Below are 15,685 nucleotides of genomic sequence, written 5' to 3'. Positions count from 1 at the left end.
CATTAAGACTATTCCTAATAAAATAACAATAGCGTGGCGTAAGTCGCGGGGCGGATTAAAAATTGCGTGTGAGATCACGTGTTAACCTCGCTGCATTTTTCGCTGGCCTGCCGCGAAAATCCCCTCCTGATTGCGGGTTGGCTACGCTTAAAGGAGGTGACGAACAAAAGGAGACACTATGCAGCGACACAACCGTGGATTACTGGCGGTCGATAAGCAGGGCAATCGCGTGCTGTTTCTCAATCCCGAAACCTTTGCCGTTGAACAAGAGTTAAATGCCTTTCCGCCGCGTCCACACGAGCTTCTGATGCTGCCGCAGCTGGAGAAAGCTTACGTGCCGATCTACGGCGACGGCATTCACGGCGACAATCCGCATCCCGGCCACAAAGTGGCGATCATCGATCTACGCCTGCGGCAGATCAGCGGTTTTATCGATCTGTCGCCGTTAAAAGCACCGCACAGCGGCCAGCTGGGACGAGACGGTAAAGTTTATCTCTGCTGTGAAAACAGCGCGGCGGTGGCGGTGATTGATCCCGTTAGCGATCGCGTGGAGAAAACCATTCAGCTACCTTCGCACAATGCGCACCGACTCACTTTGTCGCCCAGCGGTCGCAAGTTGTTCACCGAGAATGAAGAGGACGCCAGCATTACCGTGGTGGATCTGTGTGAGGCGGAAGGGCGGATTATTGACAATATTCTGATGCCCGGCCCGATTTCCGGCATCGCCGCCTCGCCGAAACATCCTTATCTGGTGGCGAGCGCCGCCGATGCGCCGCTGCTGTATGTGGTGGATCGGCAAAGCCATCGTATCCGCCAGCGCCTGACGTTGCCGGGCCACCAGCAACCGTGTCAGGTGGTGCGCTTCAGTGCCAACGGCGAGCGGCTGGTGGCGATTGGCGATCAGGAGCCGGTGGTGACGCTGTTTGACGAGCTGCTCAATCCGCTCGGCGATATTCATGTTGGCAACAAGCCGATGGATGGCTGCTTCAGTGAGGATAATCACAGCTTGCTGATTGCTAATGAGGGCGACGGTTCGCTCAGCCTGATTGATCTGCAGCAGATGAAAGTGATTGCCACGCCGCAGGCCGGTACCGGTTGTGAAGTGCTGAGTTACTTTCAGCTCAAACCTTAAATAAACGGGCGATGATAAATCGCACTGCTCCAGTGGCGGCTGCTGGCATGTTTTTCGGCCTGCCAGCCGCGCTTGCGTAACTCGCGTGCAATCAGCTTATTCATGATGCCGTGCCCAACCAATAACACCGTGCCTTGCTGCGACAGCACCACCAGTTTATCCGCCGCCAGACGGGCACGTTCTCGCGCATGCTGCACCGATTCGACATGGCCGGCATAGCCGCACAGCCACAACAAGCGCAATAGCGCCAGCCAGACGTTGAGCGGCAGATGTAAGCGCTCAAACGGCAACGTCGGTATCGCCACTTCGTTAAAAACCTCATCCACCGCGTGCGGCTGTAAACCGAGACGCGTTAATGACGAACGGGCGCGCGGCAGCGGGCTGGTGGCGATCACACTCGCCAGGCGCGCAATGGTCTGACTGCGCGGCGGCGGGGAGTCGCAAATATCAGCCTGATCGTAACCTTCACACCAGTCGGCCAGCGCCCGAGCCGTGAAGCGCCCCGTGACCGGATGATCGGGTTTACCGTGTCGCATAAGAATAATGGTCATAGCGCTCCTGAGTGATCTTTCTCCAGTGTAATGCAGACGCTGAGTCAGTCGCGCACCGGTAACGGCATTTAAGAATATTGCGGGTGTGTCATTAAACCTTAACTGAACTGTGCGAAAACCAGCGCGATGAAGATGCAGTCTGCGCCGTTAAATGGTAAGCAATAATCGTTAATTACGTTGTAATCAGACATTTCTTGCATACGCGCATTAGATGTAATGTCATGAATTAACGCCTCTTTTATCTTGTGCTCATGAGTTATAGTGAAGTTTATCTAATAAATATCACTATTTTTGCTTGATTTATCTACGCGCGTAGATAGACTATGCCCATAGTGATAACTCACGGTGCCAGAGACGAAGTTGGCCTTGAGATGACCCAGTTACATTTGCCTTACTAATGCGATCGATGAAAATTACATCGGCGGGAACAGGCGAAGAAGCGGATTCCAACACCAGGGAATTCATTACTGATTTTTCATCCAGGTTTGCCTACTGAACGTCGCCACCGGGGAGTTCCGCTTGTTGCAAGGGAACTGACCCACGGAAGGGCGTTTGCTGTTTTTACCTCATTCAGGGATTGGGTTATGACGGTTTCGCAACAAAGCTCACTGACATCCTCCTCAGCTGCCGACGCGCGGCTTGAAACATCATCCGGCCGCAAAGATTTCTGGCGCGCCACCTTCTCGTGCTGGCTCGGCACCGCGATGGAATATGCGGATTTTGCGCTGTATGGCCTCGCTGCCGGCATTATCTTTGGTGATGTCTTCTTCCCCGAAGCCACGCCGACTATCGCCTTGCTCTCGAGTTTTGCCACCTGGTCGGTTGGCTTTATTGCCCGCCCGATTGGTGCCTTGCTTTTCGGCTGGATCGGCGATCGTAAAGGCCGCAAAACGGTGATGATCTCGACCATCATTCTGATGGGCGCCTCCACAACATTAATCGGTTTGATTCCCTCCTATGCCAGCATTGGCGTTTGGGCACCGGCGTGTCTGGTGCTGCTGCGCTTTACCCAGGGTTTGGGGGCGGGCGCAGAGTTGTCCGGCGGCACAGTGATGCTGGGCGAATACGCGCCGGTTGAGCGTCGTGGTTTGGTCTCATCGGTGATTGCGCTGGGCTCAAACAGCGGCACGCTGATCGCCTCGCTGGTTTGGCTGGCGGTGATCCAGATGGACAAAGAGAGCTTGCTGGCGTGGGGCTGGCGTATTCCGTTCCTCAGCAGCGTACTGATCGCGGTGGTGGCGTTGTGGATTCGTCGTCATCTGCGAGAAACGCCAGTGTTTGAACGCCAGCAGGCGGAATTGCAGGCCGAACGAAACGCCACGCTGGCGCAGGCGAAAGCAGAAGTGGATACGCGCAGTTTCTGGCGTCGCACCCGGGCCTTCTGGACCATGGTGGGTTTACGCATCGGCGAAAACGGCCCTTCTTATCTGGCGCAGGGCTTTATCGTCGGTTACGTCGCCAAAGTGCTAATGATCGATAAGTCGGTGCCCACCACTGCGGTGTTCATCGCCTCGTTACTTGGCTTCGTGATTATTCCGTTTGCCGGTTGGCTGTCGGATCGCTTTGGTCGCCGTATAACCTATCGTTGCTTCTGCTTATTGCTGATGTTCTACGCCTGGCCCGCCTTTAGCCTGATGGACAGCCGCGACCCGACGATTGTCATCGCGGTGATTGTGGTCGGCATGGCGCTGGCATCGCTGGGTATTTTCGGCGTGCAGGCAGCGTGGGGCGTCGAGATGTTTGGCGTGAAGCGTCGTTATACCAAGATGGCGGTAGCGAAAGAGCTAGGGTCTATCCTTTCAGGAGGCACCGCACCATTAGTGGCGGCGGCGCTGCTGTCGTTTACCGGACACTGGTGGCCGATCGCGGTTTACTTCACGGCGATGGCCAGCATCGGTTTTCTCACCACTTTCGTGGCGCCGGAAACGCGCGGACGCGATCTCAATCTGCCGGAAGATGCCATCTGACCAGCAGGATCGCGTAAATCACAACCCCCATTGGCCGGATATTCCGGCCAATGGCATTTACGCAGGGGCAAAGGAATGGCGAAATCTCCAACCGGAAACGTAACGCGCACGGACGTGGCAAAAATCGCCGGCACCTCGGTGGCGGTGGTCAGTTACGTGATCAATAACGGCCCGCGTCCGGTGGCAGAAGCCACGCGTCAGCGCGTGCTGGAGGCGATCAAACAGACCGGCTATCGCCCCAACGCGGTGGCGCGCGCGCTGGCTTCGGGCAGCACTAAAACCTTTGGTTTAGTGGTGCCAAACATCGGCAATCCCTTTGTTGCCTCGATGGCGCACATGCTGTTGCAGGAGTCGATGAATCACGGCCACGTCATGCTGTTGGGGGATGCCGGCGACGATCGCAAACGCGAGCTGGAGATTATTCAGGGCCTGTTAAATCGTCAGGTTGATGGCCTGTTTTACAACAGCGTCGATCGCCATCCCTACATCGATGTGATTCAGGCCAGCGGTACGCCGCTGGTGATGCTGGATCGCATTGAGCCGCGTCCAGGCGTTGGCATGCTGCGCGTCAATGAGCGCGAAGCGGCGTGCCAGGTGACCGCGCATCTGCTCAGCCACGGTTATCAGCAGGTGGGCATGATCAGCGGTCCACTGGACATGCTTAACGCGCAGGACCGTATTCACGGCTGGCGCGATGCGCTGGCGCAGAAAGGGTTGCTGGCCGATGAGGCAATGATTTTCCCTGCCAGCTACACGCGGCAGGGCGGTTACGACGCCGCGCAGCGCATGGTGGCCAGCGGTCGTGTGCCGCGCGCGCTGTTTACCAGTAATGAAGGCCAGGCGATTGGCTGCATTCGTGCGCTGTCGGAGCATGGACTGCGCGTGCCGCAGGATGTCGCGCTGGTGTGTTTTAACGGTACCGATCAGTCGGCGTTTCATGTGCCGACGCTCACCACCGTACGTCAGCCGCTGCGCGATATGGCGCGCAGTGCGATTGCTATGCTCAAAAATTGGGATGGCGACGCGAAGCTGGCGGAATTTCCTCACCATTTAGAAATCGGTGAGTCCTGTGGCTGCCAGCTTACTCAACAAGAATAAAATTATAACACTATGAAAAGATTGATTATTGATTGTGATCCGGGAAACGGTATAGCGGGTGCCAACACCGACGATGGCCTCGCGCTGGCGTTAGCATTGGCCTCAAAGTCACTGTCGCTGGAACTGATTACCACTGTGACCGGCAACACGCCGAGCGCGGTGGGTGCGCAGGTCGCGAAAGATCTGCTGCAGCGGCTGGGACGCAACATTCCGGTGGTGCAGGGCGCGCTGCAGGCGCTGCGTGAAGATCCTGCGCCGTGGCGTGCGCGTCTTGATAACGTTGCTGATGAAAAGCTCGGTGAACTGTGGCGCGGCGTTCGTCAACCGCAGCGTATTCCGGCGGATGGACATGATGCGGCTGGCGTAATGGGCCAACTGATTTGTGACAATCCCGGTGAGTTTACGCTGGTAGCCATTGGCCCGTTGACCAACGTGGCGCTGGCACTGCAGCGTTATCCAGAGATGGCTGAATCGGTGGCAGAGATTGTGATTATGGGCGGCGTGTTCGCGCTGGATGATTACATCAAAGACACCAATTTTGGCCTCGATCCGGAAGCCGCGCATCAGGTGCTGCACAGCGGTGCTGCTATCACGCTGGTACCGATGGATGCCACCACGCAAACCCTGATGACACAGCAGGATCTCACGCGGCTGACCGCTAACGATCATCCGTTGCCGCAGTTTGTGCGCGAGACGTTACGGCCGTGGATCGATTATTCGATCCGCACCCGTCATCTGCCAGGTTGCTGGATACACGATGCGCTGGTGGTGGCGTGGCTGCTGAATCAGCGTGTCGCCGACGGCGTGGATTATCATGTGGATATTGAGCTGCGGCCTGGCGCCACGCGCGGCAAAAGCTGGCGTTATCGCACGCCGCTGCGGCTGGATATTGGCGTGCCACCGCAGACCGGCGCCTTGGTGCATGTGATTCAAACCGTTAATAATGCGCTGCTGCTTGAGATGATCGAAAAGGCATTTAATCAGTTATAAAACCGTTGACTGCACCTGCCGTAACGGCGCGATAAAACGCGCCGCTACAGGATATTGCCTCCATCAATGACACGTTTTTTTACACCGCGCATCACTCGCTGACAATTCCCGCCACAGCCCGCCTTTCTGACATGCTATATACAAATAGTTAACAAATTAGTAACCCGTGAAATTATTCGCGCGGTAACTTCTACTATAAATCCGGCCAACGAACCGGAAGCTCATCAGACAGGATACCAACATGTTCAACTGGACTGCGACCCAGCGCAACGTGGCTTTTGCCAGTTTCGCGAGCTGGACGCTGGATGCGTTCGACTTCTTCATCTTAGTGTTTGTCCTCAGCGATCTTGCCCAATATTTCCATACCAGCGTCTCCGATGTTTCTCTTGCCATCATGCTCACGCTCGCCGTGCGTCCGATCGGCGCGCTATTGTTTGGTCGGCTGGCGGAGAAGTATGGCCGCCGACCGATTTTGATGCTCAATATCGTGATGTTCTCGGCGTTTGAGCTGCTTTCGGCGTGGTCGCCCACCTTCACGGCGTTCCTCGGTTTCCGCGTGATTTACGGCGTGGCGATGGGGGGGATTTGGGGCGTGGCGTCGTCGCTGGCGCTGGAAACCATTCCGGATCGCTCGCGCGGCTTGATGTCCGGCATCTTCCAGGCGGGTTATCCGTGCGGCTATCTGCTGGCGTCGGTGATTTTTGGTTTGTTCTTCGAAACGGTCGGCTGGCGCGGCATGTTCCTGATTGGCGCGTTGCCGATTCTGCTGCTGCCGTTTATCTACTTCAAAGTGCCGGAATCGCCGGTGTGGCTGGCGGCGCGCGAGCGAAAAGAGAGCAATGCGCTGCTGCCGATTATCCGCCAGCACTGGAAAATCTGTATCTATATGGTGCTGCTGATGGCCTGCTTTAACTTCTTCAGCCACGGTACGCAGGATCTCTATCCCACCTTCCTGAAAGTGCAGCATCAGTTTGATCCGCACACCGTCAGCATCATTGCCATCAGCTACAACATCGCGGCGATGCTGGGCGGCATTACCTTTGGTGCATTGTCCGAGCGCATTGGCCGTAAGCGCGCGATTATTCTGGCGTCATTCCTCGCGCTGCCGGTGTTGCCGCTGTGGGCCTTCTCCAGTGGTTCATGGATGATCGGTATCGGCGCGTTTCTGATGCAGTTTATGGTGCAGGGCGCGTGGGGCGTGGTGCCGACCTATCTCACCGAACTGGTGCCCGCCAATGCGCGCGCGGTGCTGCCGGGCTTTGTCTATCAGCTGGGGAATTTGATCGCCTCCGTGAATGCGACGCTGCAGTCGCGTATCGCCGAGGCGCACGGCGGCAATTATGGTTTGGGCATGGCGATTGTCGCCGGAACGGTGGCGGTGCTGATTTGCGTATTAGTGGCCTTTGGTCGCGAGACGCGCGGCATCGAAATCTCCGGTGCCGCCGCGCGCGAGTCGTCTTAAAGCGCCTCGCAGACGTCAACCCAGTTCGCCGCGGTGAGTTCCGCCATGCGCTGCGGCGAAATGCGCACCGCGCTATGAATCGATCCGGCTGCGGGCAGCACTTCGTCAAAGCTGCGCAGCGACACATCGCAATAGACGGTAAGCGGATTTTCCAGTCCGAACGGGCAAACGCCGCCGACCGGATGTCCGGTCCAGTTCACCACCTCATCCACGCTTAACATGCGCGCCTTGGCGCCGAGCGCAGCTTTCAGCTTGCGGTTGTCGAGACGCGCATCGCCGCGCGTAACGATCAGCACGATGGCATCTTTCACTTTCAGCGACAGGGTTTTGGCGATTTGCCCAGGCTGAACGCCATGAACGCGTGCGGCCAGCTCAACGGTGGCGGTGCTTTGCGGCATCTCGATGATGTCGATATCCGGTGCATGTTCGGCAAAGAAGTGCCGTACCGACTCCAGGCTCATTGTTATCTCCGGTAAAAACAGAGCCGAAAAAATGCCATAAGCCTGGAAAAGTGTAAACGGGAGAAAAGGAGAATCTGTAACAGAATGCGCGGGTGCTACACCGCTTTTAACGTGCAGTTACCGCAACGTTCTACATCGGGGATACGATAGCGCTGGCAGCAGCTGCGTCGTTCCATTTCGCCATTACGCGGGATCATGGTGCGATACAGCGGATTATCGCTGCCATCGAGCAGGGATTTGCTGAAAAATAGCGCCTGTTCCAGCTGCAAAATCTTCTCTTCTGGCAACTGGTTTTTCAATTCACCAAGGAACCAGTAAAACGAAAAGCCCATGTTGTTCCAGATAAGCTTCGCATTGATATCACCGTGCTGCGTCATGCCGTTAACCGCCGGAATCAGGCATTGCTGAATCAGGCGATCGATACGCTGCTGGGCATTGAGGTAGCGCGCATCCTCATCTTCCTGCACATCCAGCCAGAAAGCGCACGGATGGCCGTTTTCGTGGAACTCAACGTGAATCAGATGCGGCGAGCAGTTCAGCGCACGCGGTTCCTGCAATAACGCCATCATCAGCGGTGGCAGCAGCAGGCCAAAATACCACTGCGCCCACAGCGATTGCAGCGGCTTAGCTTCCTGCTGCACATCAGGATGATCGCGATAGAGATAATCGCTGTAGCGCTGCGTCAGGCGGCGATAGTGAAGCGGATTGGACCATTCAGCCAGAGTTAACGTCCCGGCGGGTGCCGGCTGGCCAAGCTTGAGGTTATCCAGCATGTAGCTGCGTTGATCGCGCATCAGATCTTCCAGTGCGCTCGCTAAACTGCGATCGCTCTGCATAAAGATCAGTGGATGCTCGCTGAAGCGATGATCCTGACGCGTGATGATGGCCATGCCGGTCCTGAGTGATAACGGGAATCGAGAGACAAATGATAATCGTTCCCAGCATTTTGAACAACATTTCTGCACATGCAACTGTTAACGCACATTTCGTCGCGGCGCGTTTTATCGCGCAAAAAATTGCGCCGCGACGAGGTGTGCGTTGGGTAATGACAAGGCTTTATATCAGTTCATTACTCGCCTGCGTCAATTTCGGCAAATCCTCCCACGCCAGAATAGTGTTACGTCCCTGATTTTTCGCCACATACAGCGCGCGGTCAGCATTGGCGACTGCCTGGTCAAAATCGTCAGCAAAGATGGGCGCGATGCCAGCGCTGATGGTGACGTGCGTCGAGACTTTATCATTGAAGCGGTGCGGAATTTCCAAATCCACCACGTACTGACGAATGCGTTCAGCCAGTTTCATTGCGATTGAGGCGTTTACATTGGTCATCAGCACCAGAAACTCTTCGCCACCGTAGCGTGTGACCACATCGCGCGAACGCACCGCGTCGCGGATCGCCACGGACACGCGCGCCAGCGCCTGATCGCCCATCGCATGGCCGTAATTGTCGTTGTAGGCTTTGAAGTGGTCGATATCCAGCAGCAGCACAAAGTGGCTGCCGGCGTGGTTTTCCAGAATGGTATCAAGGCGATTCTTCAATCCACGGCGGTTGTACAAGCCGGTAAGCGGATCGAGCATGCTCAAATCGCTGAAGCTCTCTTTTTCCTCATACAGCTGGCTAACCAGCCGACGGGTGAAGGTATCAAAGCGACGACGCATTAAATGGTGCAGTGAAAAGCCGATTAATGGCAGCGTAATGGTGAATAAGATCATCATTAAATGCTGACCATCATCCAATAACAGCACGGTTAATACCGGCGGTGTGATGTGTAAACAGAATGCAATCAAATAATCACTCAGCGCAATGGCACTGATAAAGAACACGCTTAACAGGCTGATAATTAAAAAGCTGCCATCAAAATAGTAAACCAGATGATATCTGTGGTTAATATGCCACGCCCACAGCGCACCCAAAATAAAAGCCACAGGATTTAATAGCGGTAATTTTTGTTTTGACGCCATTAAGCAAATAACCAGCAGCGTGGAGCTGAAGCCCGCTACAACGTCCACCGGCAGCGAGCGTATTGGGCTATCGCTGCCTAAAATCGGCAGCAGGCAAAAAAGCGAAACGGCGACATTAAGAAACAGAAAAAGCATCAGCGACAGCCGATATTTACTCTGTTTCAACTCATCATAAGATTGTAATTTCATTATTATTCTCGTGACAGCCCTGATATATCAAAGCGCTACCCGCAAGTAATAGTTTACCTACCCGGATAGAGAGCACGTTATTGTTGTGTTAGCGATATTGTTATCGGCGGCAATTTAGCATTTTCCAGTAATTCTGTCATCCGGCATGGCTTGCGACAAAAATTCGCTGCAAGATGAGAAATATTGTCATATGATAATGCGAATATTTATCATTTGAGGGTTGCGCGATGATCATGGCGATAATAGCCGCCTGCGGACTATGGGGCGTGAGCTGGGTAATGGGTAAACGTCTGGATAGCGGTTGGGGCGTGTTATTACCCTGCGCGGCGATGCCGATTTTTGCGTTATGGGAACCGAGTTTCAGTCAATGGCGAGTGGTGATGATTGTGGCACTGCTGCTGACCGTGGTGATGCTGTTTCACCATCGCCTGCGTCACTATCTGTTGCTGCCATCTTGTATGGCATTGGCGGGCGGCTTAGCGGCGGTGTCGGTCAATTTCCACGTTATCTGATCAAATCGCAGAAACGACAACATCACGCTGAGAGCGTGAAGTTCGTTGAAAAATCTTTCGGGGGATTTACTGCTCGAAAGGAGTGACAACTGTTGGTGCGAAGGGAGGGACTTGAACCCTCACGTCCGTAAGAACACTAACACCTGAAGCTAGCGCGTCTACCAATTCCGCCACCATCGCATCTTAGTTGTCTGTTTATATCGTCGCATTGGTGCGAAGGGAGGGACTTGAACCCTCACGTCCGTAAGAACACTAACACCTGAAGCTAGCGCGTCTACCAATTCCGCCACCATCGCTCAGTGCGCAGATATAAACTGTGTGATTTTAGTTTGGTGCGAAGGGAGGGACTTGAACCCTCACGTCCGTAAGGACACTAACACCTGAAGCTAGCGCGTCTACCAATTCCGCCACCATCGCAAACTAACAACACCCTAAAGTATTGCTAACCACGGAGGCGCATTTTAGAGATTTTACTCATTGCGTCAACACATATTTCGCGACGGCAAAACGATCGCTGTAAAAAGCAACGTTTCTGCCGCCGCGCTGCTGTTAACGCGTTTTGGCACCGCGACCGTATACGGCGCGATAGACTTTGAAGCGTCCGGTTTGCGCCAGCACTTCGTGATTGCCAAAGGTTTCATCCAGAATTTGTGGATATGGCAGGAAGGCGTTAGCCACGATACGCAGTTCGCCGCCGCTGTTCAGATGCTTAAGCGCACCGCGAATCAGCGTGTTAGCCGCTTCAAGGCTGGTTTGCAGGCCATCGTGGAACGGCGGGTTAGAGATGATCATGTCGAAACGGCCGGTAACGTCAGAGAACACGTTACTGGCAAACACTTCACCTTCCAGTTCATTGGCGGCCAGCGTAGCTTTACTCGCTTCAATCGCAGCAGCATGCACATCACACAGCCACAGACGCACGCGCGGCGACACTTTCGCCATCACAGTTGCCAGCACGCCGCTACCACAACCGATATCCAGCACTTTGCCACGGAAATGCGGCGTCAGCGTGGAGAGCAGCAGATCGCTGCCGATATCCAGACCATCACGGCTGAACACGCCCGGCAAGGTATGGATGGTGAGATCCTCGAGCTGATAAGTATGGCCGTAGCTGCTGGCATCAAAGGTTGGCTGCTTATCGAGACGACCGTGATACAGGCCACAACGACGCGCGCTATCAACTTTCTCCAGCGTCGCCCACGCTTCCAGCATGCCTTCGGCGCTGCGCACGCCGCTGCGGTTTTCACCCACCACGAAGATATCGCAGCCTACCGGCAGCAAAGAGAGCAGGTTTTGCAGCTGGTACTGCGCTTCGGGTTTGTTCTTCGACCAGTAATAAACCAGCGTATCGCAGCCTTCAACATCGGCAGCGGTTGCAACCATGCTGTAAACCGCACGTTCACCAAGGCGATGGCTTAGGTTCTGCCAGTGATGATATTGCTGGGTATGCACGCGGCTCGACGCGGTTTCTAGCTGGGCGGGCAGGTCATCCTGCAGGTCGCCAGCAAACAAAACGTTGCGGGCGGTAAATTCATCACTGTGGCGCAGAATCACTTCGCTGGCCGGGGTAAAAGCAGACATGGAACGCTCCTGTTAAATCAGAGCCGCGATTATAGTGCTTTGTTGGCGCATGTTCGATGGGTTTGCTAGCATAGCGTCGCATTCTGGCAGCATAACGGGTAATAGCATGAGCACAAGGCGCGACTGGCTTCTACAGCAAATGGGGATTACGCAGTATCAGCTGCGGCGTCCGCGCGTGCTGCAAGGGGAAATTGCCGTCACGCTTTTGCCCGACACGCGTTTGGTTTTGGTGGCCGAACAGGCACCCACGCTACAAGAACCGCTGATTCGCGACGTGCTGCGCGCGCTGAACATTCAACCCGCGCAGGTCATGGCGTTAACGCCAGACCAGCTGCAAATGCTGCCGGAGCAGGTCGATTGCGCCGGTTGGCTGCTGGGCGTTGAGAGCGAACATCCCTTTAACGGCATTACCTTCAACACCGCCGTTTTCAATGAACTGATCAGCAGCGGCGCAGCAAAACGCGCCCTGTGGCAACAGATGTGTAACCATGACAGCCATCTCTTTAGTCACCCCTGAAGACCAGCCGCAGCTGCTGGCGATTGAGCGCCGCGCACATGCTTTTCCGTGGAGCGAGCAGACGTTTAGCAGCAATCAAGGCGAACGTTTCGTTAATATCCGCATTGAAGTTGAAGGTAAGCTGGCCGGATTCGCCATCACCCAAGTGGTGCTGGATGAAGCGTCGCTGTTCAATATTGCGGTGGATCCCGACTTCCAGCGCCGCGGCTTGGCGCGCCAGCTGTTGCAGCATCTGATTGCTGAGCTCGAGCAGCGCGACGTGATGACGCTGTGGCTGGAAGTGCGCGCCTCAAATATGCCGGCGATTGCGTTGTATGAGCAGCTGGATTTCCATCAGGTGAGCGTACGCCCCAACTATTATCCCACTGCCAGCGGACGAGAAGATGCCATCATTATGGCGCTAACGCTTTAAGGAGCACCATGCTAAACGATTGGGACTGCATCCTGTTTGATGCAGACGAAACGCTTTTCCATTTCGATGCTTACGCTGGTTTGCAGCGCATGTTTGCCCGCTATGACGTGCAATTTTCTGCGCAGGATTACACCGATTATCAGGCGATCAACAAGCCGCTGTGGGTCGATTACCAGAACGGCACCATTTCCGCACTGCAGCTGCAAACGCGCCGCTTCACCTTGTGGGGCGAAAAGCTGAGCGTCGCACCCGAAGTACTCAACAGCGATTTCCTCAGCGCAATGGCCGATATCTGCCTGCCGCTGGAAGGCGCAGCTCATCTGTTATCAACGCTGAAAGGCAAAGTGAAAATCGCCATCATTACCAACGGTTTCACTGCGTTACAGCAGGCGCGCCTTGAGCGTACCGGATTCCTCGATGTGTTTGATGCGCTGGTGATTTCTGAAGAAGTTGGCGTACCGAAACCGGACGTGGCGATTTTTGATCACACGCTGGCCTTGCTGGGCAACCCGGATCGCAGCCGCGTGCTGATGGTCGGCGATACGCCAGAATCAGATATTCTCGGCGGCATGAATGCCGGCCTGAAGACCTGCTGGATCGATCACGGTACGCGTCCGTTACCCGATCACATCACGCCAACCTGGCAGGTGAAAACGCTGGCCGAGCTGGAAACGATTCTGACGGAAGGTTAAAAGTATCTATTCATCGTTACCATCGTGATGATGCTGAGAAGCCCGCTGTGCGGGCTTTTTTTTATGTTATTATCTATGCATGAATCTATTCATCAATCTATTCATCAGGCAAGGTGGCGGCAATGGCTGAGCTACAAAGTTTGCTGCTGGAAGGACCGCTTAGCGCGGCGGATCTGCTGGCTCGATTGCATATCAGCCAGGCCACGCTTTCACGCCAACTGCGTCAGCAGCCGCAGATTATCAAATGGGGCAAAGCGCGCGCGACGCGTTATGCGTTGCTGCGGCCCATCCGGGGTGAAAGCCGCTTCCCGCTGTATCGTATTTCTGCTGAAGGCCAGGCATCGCCCGCTGGCATCCTTTTGCCAACCTGGCCGCAGGGCAGTTGTCTGCATCTGGACCAGCACGATCAAGGCCGCTTTTATGACGGCTTACCGTGGTTCCTGCAGGAGATGCGTCCGCAAGGTTTTCTGGGCCGACAATGGGGCCGTGAATACGCGCCACAGCTCGGGCTGACGGATGATATTCGTCTCTGGAGTGATGAGCAGTGCCTGATGGCGCTGGCAAGCGGCGGCATCGATATGCCGGGCGCTTTTATTGTTGGCGACATGACATACCAGCGTTGGCTGCAACAGCCCGCACCGCAAGCCATCAGCGAGGCGCAAAAAATCGCGCGTTATCCGCTGATGGCACAACAGGCGCTGAGCGGCGATGAACCGGGCTCATCGGCTGGCGGCGAACAACCGAAATTCCTGTGCTATGCCGCAACGGCGAATGGCGATCGTCATTGTCTGGTGAAATTTACCGTCGCCCGTCAAAGTGATAATGCTGAGCGCTGGCGTGATTTGTTACGCGCGGAGCATCTGGCGTTGCAACATTTACTGGCGGCGGGATTGCCTGCCGCACATAGCCAGCTGATTGATAGTGAAGGACAATTGTTCCTCGAAGTGCAGCGTTTTGATCGCATTCATCAACGGGGTCGACGCTGCATGAGTTCATTAGAAGCGGTAAGCGCAGAGTTTATCGGCCATCAACAACACTGGCCGGATGCGCTGCGTGAGTTGCAGCGTCAGCAACGTGTTGATGCGGTAGCGGTTGAACGCGGGACTTTGCAGTGGGCGTTTGGACGACTGATTGCCAATAGCGACATGCACGCGGGCAATCTGTCTTTCTTTACTGATGAAGAACGTTTCAGCCTGACACCGGCTTACGACATGCTGCCGATGGCGCTGGCGCCCAATTCTCAGGGGCACATGCGCGATGAAGTCAAACTGACGCTGGATTTCGCGCTGCCAGGCGCCGTGTGGCGCGCTGCCAGCGCTATGGCGAAAATCTACTGGCAGGCGATTGCAGAGGATGCTGCGTTTAGCGCGAACTTCCGCAGCATTGCCGGGCAGGCATTACAGCAACTGGAAGCGATGGAAGTAACAATGTATAAAATGGCTTAACGCTCTTTTTCAGTCTCTGTGGTTGCCGCCGCCGCCTCTTCTTGCTCTTTCTCTTTATCCTCTTTCACCGTGCGGCTCGCCGTTAGCAGGAACGGCGATTGCTGCCAGCGGGTGCGACGGTCGCGCAGCAGGGTGCGCGTCAGGATAATGCCGATGGCCAGCGCCAGTAACATCATCAGGCGCAGGATGTTGGTGGTGTTATCCACCTGACGTGATTCCGTCACCAGCACGTGAGTATCCAGCGTGACGCGCAGGAAACCTTGCGGGCCATCTTTGCCTTCCAGCGGCTGCACAATTTGATGGTTGAAGTAGCTACCAGCGCGTTTGCCATCCAGCGACAGCCGATCACGCACATTAATGCTTTCGCCGCTGTGCGCCACCAGGCTGCCATCATCGGCGTAGACGGAAGCATCAAGAATGCGGCTGTTGTCGGTCATCTGATTGAGGATGGCGGCAATCTGCGTGCGGTTATCGTCGCTGTTATCCATCAACGGTTTAAGGCTAAACGCCACCTGTTTGGTCAACGTGCGCGCCAGTTCTTCCACTTGTTCAGAGCGAGCCATTTGATGGCCGAGGCTAAACCAGGATGCGCCTTGCATCAGAACCACTAACAGAGCCAGCGAGATAAGAACAATCACCGTGCGATGCAGGCGAAATTTCAGTGCGGTTTTAACCATCAGAAACCCGTGTGATGTAACAGCAGAAAGGCTGGCA

The 15,685-nt window shown here is 55.3% G+C and carries 16 protein-coding genes and 3 tRNA genes; 10 read left to right on the top strand and 9 right to left on the bottom strand.

Features of this window, described 5'->3' with window-relative positions; genetic code table 11:
* Window positions 1-178: 178 nt before the first annotated feature.
* Window positions 179-1,132, top strand: coding sequence for a YncE family protein (locus PZBJ_RS09040; protein WP_101762197.1), 954 nt, complete (start codon window positions 179-181; stop codon window positions 1,130-1,132).
* On the opposite strand, the gene PZBJ_RS09035 is transcribed toward PZBJ_RS09040, so the two are convergent.
* Window positions 1,129-1,683 carry a histidine phosphatase family protein gene (locus PZBJ_RS09035; protein ID WP_101762196.1) on the bottom strand — a complete coding sequence of 185 codons (555 nt, stop codon included), beginning with the start codon at window positions 1,681-1,683 and terminating at the stop codon, window positions 1,129-1,131. The two genes, PZBJ_RS09040 and PZBJ_RS09035, sit on opposite strands and share 4 nt — an antisense overlap.
* 584 nt (window positions 1,684-2,267) lie before the next feature.
* Here PZBJ_RS09035 and PZBJ_RS09030 point away from each other — a divergent pair.
* From PZBJ_RS09030 to PZBJ_RS09015, 4 genes are all read left to right on the top strand, one after another.
* On the top strand, window positions 2,268-3,650 hold the full coding sequence (locus PZBJ_RS09030) for an MFS transporter (RefSeq protein WP_101762195.1): 1,383 nt from the start codon (window positions 2,268-2,270) through the stop codon (window positions 3,648-3,650).
* 75 nt (window positions 3,651-3,725) lie between these two features.
* Window positions 3,726-4,748, top strand: a complete 1,023-nt coding sequence (locus PZBJ_RS09025) for a LacI family DNA-binding transcriptional regulator (protein ID WP_101762194.1) — start codon at window positions 3,726-3,728, stop codon at window positions 4,746-4,748.
* Between the two features lie 12 nt (window positions 4,749-4,760).
* A complete protein-coding gene (locus tag PZBJ_RS09020) occupies window positions 4,761-5,738 on the top strand; it encodes a nucleoside hydrolase (RefSeq protein WP_101762193.1) in 978 nt (325 codons plus the stop codon).
* A gap of 241 nt (window positions 5,739-5,979) precedes the next feature.
* Window positions 5,980-7,200 (top strand): MFS transporter, encoded by a 1,221-nt coding sequence (locus PZBJ_RS09015; protein WP_101762192.1) that lies wholly within the window; start codon window positions 5,980-5,982, stop codon window positions 7,198-7,200.
* Here PZBJ_RS09015 and PZBJ_RS09010 read toward each other — a convergent pair.
* The 3 genes from PZBJ_RS09010 to PZBJ_RS09000 form a co-directional block, all read right to left on the bottom strand.
* Entirely contained in the window at window positions 7,197-7,661 is a 465-nt protein-coding gene (locus PZBJ_RS09010; protein ID WP_101762191.1) for a YbaK/EbsC family protein, read from the bottom strand. The genes PZBJ_RS09015 and PZBJ_RS09010 overlap by 4 nt on opposite strands.
* Before the next feature lie 95 nt (window positions 7,662-7,756).
* Window positions 7,757-8,551: a siderophore-iron reductase FhuF gene (fhuF, locus tag PZBJ_RS09005; protein ID WP_101762190.1), complete on the bottom strand. Its 795-nt coding sequence runs from the start codon at window positions 8,549-8,551 to the stop codon at window positions 7,757-7,759.
* Window positions 8,552-8,717: 166 nt separating this feature from the next.
* Entirely contained in the window at window positions 8,718-9,812 is a 1,095-nt protein-coding gene (locus tag PZBJ_RS09000) for a GGDEF domain-containing protein (RefSeq protein WP_101762189.1), read from the bottom strand.
* 227 nt (window positions 9,813-10,039) lie between these two features.
* On the opposite strand from PZBJ_RS09000, the gene PZBJ_RS08995 reads away from it, so the two are divergent.
* Entirely contained in the window at window positions 10,040-10,324 is a 285-nt protein-coding gene (locus PZBJ_RS08995; protein ID WP_101762188.1) for a DUF1435 domain-containing protein, read from the top strand.
* Window positions 10,325-10,417: 93 nt separating this feature from the next.
* On the opposite strand, the gene PZBJ_RS08990 is transcribed toward PZBJ_RS08995, so the two are convergent.
* The 4 genes from PZBJ_RS08990 to rsmC all read right to left on the bottom strand — a co-directional run bounded on the left by PZBJ_RS08990 (window position 10,418) and on the right by rsmC (window position 11,905).
* Window positions 10,418-10,504: transfer RNA gene (locus PZBJ_RS08990), tRNA-Leu, on the bottom strand.
* Window positions 10,505-10,533: 29 nt separating this feature from the next.
* Window positions 10,534-10,620 (bottom strand) — tRNA-Leu (locus PZBJ_RS08985).
* Window positions 10,621-10,654: 34 nt separating this feature from the next.
* Window positions 10,655-10,741, bottom strand: a tRNA-Leu gene (locus PZBJ_RS08980).
* Window positions 10,742-10,873: 132 nt separating this feature from the next.
* Complete coding sequence (gene rsmC / locus PZBJ_RS08975; RefSeq protein WP_101762187.1) at window positions 10,874-11,905, bottom strand: 16S rRNA (guanine(1207)-N(2))-methyltransferase RsmC; 1,032 nt, start codon at window positions 11,903-11,905, stop codon at window positions 10,874-10,876.
* Between the two features lie 106 nt (window positions 11,906-12,011).
* Between rsmC and PZBJ_RS08970 the strand changes: the two genes are divergently transcribed.
* From PZBJ_RS08970 to yjjJ, 4 genes are all read left to right on the top strand, one after another.
* Window positions 12,012-12,422, top strand: coding sequence for a DNA polymerase III subunit psi (locus PZBJ_RS08970; protein ID WP_101762186.1), 411 nt, complete (start codon window positions 12,012-12,014; stop codon window positions 12,420-12,422).
* A complete protein-coding gene (gene rimI, locus PZBJ_RS08965; RefSeq protein ID WP_101762185.1) occupies window positions 12,394-12,834 on the top strand; it encodes a ribosomal protein S18-alanine N-acetyltransferase in 441 nt (146 codons plus the stop codon). Before PZBJ_RS08970 ends, rimI begins: the two co-directional genes overlap by 29 nt.
* An 8-nt stretch (window positions 12,835-12,842) precedes the next feature.
* Entirely contained in the window at window positions 12,843-13,526 is a 684-nt protein-coding gene (gene yjjG / locus PZBJ_RS08960; RefSeq protein ID WP_101762184.1) for a pyrimidine 5'-nucleotidase, read from the top strand.
* 122 nt (window positions 13,527-13,648) lie between these two features.
* Window positions 13,649-14,971 (top strand): type II toxin-antitoxin system HipA family toxin YjjJ, encoded by a 1,323-nt coding sequence (gene yjjJ / locus PZBJ_RS08955; RefSeq protein WP_101762183.1) that lies wholly within the window; start codon window positions 13,649-13,651, stop codon window positions 14,969-14,971.
* Here yjjJ and PZBJ_RS08950 read toward each other — a convergent pair.
* Window positions 14,968-15,648 carry a YtjB family periplasmic protein gene (locus tag PZBJ_RS08950; RefSeq protein WP_101762182.1) on the bottom strand — a complete coding sequence of 227 codons (681 nt, stop codon included), beginning with the start codon at window positions 15,646-15,648 and terminating at the stop codon, window positions 14,968-14,970. The genes yjjJ and PZBJ_RS08950 overlap by 4 nt on opposite strands.
* Window positions 15,649-15,685: the final 37 nt, after the last annotated feature.

It is taken from the genome of Pantoea endophytica (assembly GCF_002858935.1).
Classification (GTDB): Bacteria; Pseudomonadota; Gammaproteobacteria; order Enterobacterales; family Enterobacteriaceae; genus Pantoea; species Pantoea leporis.
Note: the sequence above shows the minus strand (reverse complement) of the source record. Positions and strands in the feature narration are given on the sequence as shown.

Excerpts from the sequence above, each read along its gene's own strand:
- yjjJ (WP_101762183.1), top strand. The coding sequence starts at position 13,649 with ATGGCTGAGCTACAAAGTTTGCTGCTGGAAGGACCGCTTAGCGCGGCG.
- yjjG (WP_101762184.1), top strand. The coding sequence starts at position 12,843 with ATGCTAAACGATTGGGACTGCATCCTGTTTGATGCAGACGAAACGCTT.
- PZBJ_RS08995 (WP_101762188.1), top strand. The coding sequence starts at position 10,040 with ATGATCATGGCGATAATAGCCGCCTGCGGACTATGGGGCGTGAGCTGG.
- PZBJ_RS09020 (WP_101762193.1), top strand. The coding sequence starts at position 4,761 with ATGAAAAGATTGATTATTGATTGTGATCCGGGAAACGGTATAGCGGGT.
- PZBJ_RS08970 (WP_101762186.1), top strand. The coding sequence starts at position 12,012 with ATGAGCACAAGGCGCGACTGGCTTCTACAGCAAATGGGGATTACGCAG.
- PZBJ_RS09040 (WP_101762197.1), top strand. The coding sequence starts at position 179 with ATGCAGCGACACAACCGTGGATTACTGGCGGTCGATAAGCAGGGCAAT.
- PZBJ_RS09035 (WP_101762196.1), bottom strand. The coding sequence starts at position 1,683 with ATGACCATTATTCTTATGCGACACGGTAAACCCGATCATCCGGTCACG.
- PZBJ_RS09025 (WP_101762194.1), top strand. The coding sequence starts at position 3,726 with ATGGCGAAATCTCCAACCGGAAACGTAACGCGCACGGACGTGGCAAAA.
- PZBJ_RS09015 (WP_101762192.1), top strand. The coding sequence starts at position 5,980 with ATGTTCAACTGGACTGCGACCCAGCGCAACGTGGCTTTTGCCAGTTTC.
- PZBJ_RS08950 (WP_101762182.1), bottom strand. The coding sequence starts at position 15,648 with ATGGTTAAAACCGCACTGAAATTTCGCCTGCATCGCACGGTGATTGTT.
- fhuF (WP_101762190.1), bottom strand. The coding sequence starts at position 8,551 with ATGGCCATCATCACGCGTCAGGATCATCGCTTCAGCGAGCATCCACTG.
- PZBJ_RS09030 (WP_101762195.1), top strand. The coding sequence starts at position 2,268 with ATGACGGTTTCGCAACAAAGCTCACTGACATCCTCCTCAGCTGCCGAC.
- PZBJ_RS09000 (WP_101762189.1), bottom strand. The coding sequence starts at position 9,812 with ATGAAATTACAATCTTATGATGAGTTGAAACAGAGTAAATATCGGCTG.
- rsmC (WP_101762187.1), bottom strand. The coding sequence starts at position 11,905 with ATGTCTGCTTTTACCCCGGCCAGCGAAGTGATTCTGCGCCACAGTGAT.
- PZBJ_RS09010 (WP_101762191.1), bottom strand. The coding sequence starts at position 7,661 with ATGAGCCTGGAGTCGGTACGGCACTTCTTTGCCGAACATGCACCGGAT.
- rimI (WP_101762185.1), top strand. The coding sequence starts at position 12,394 with ATGACAGCCATCTCTTTAGTCACCCCTGAAGACCAGCCGCAGCTGCTG.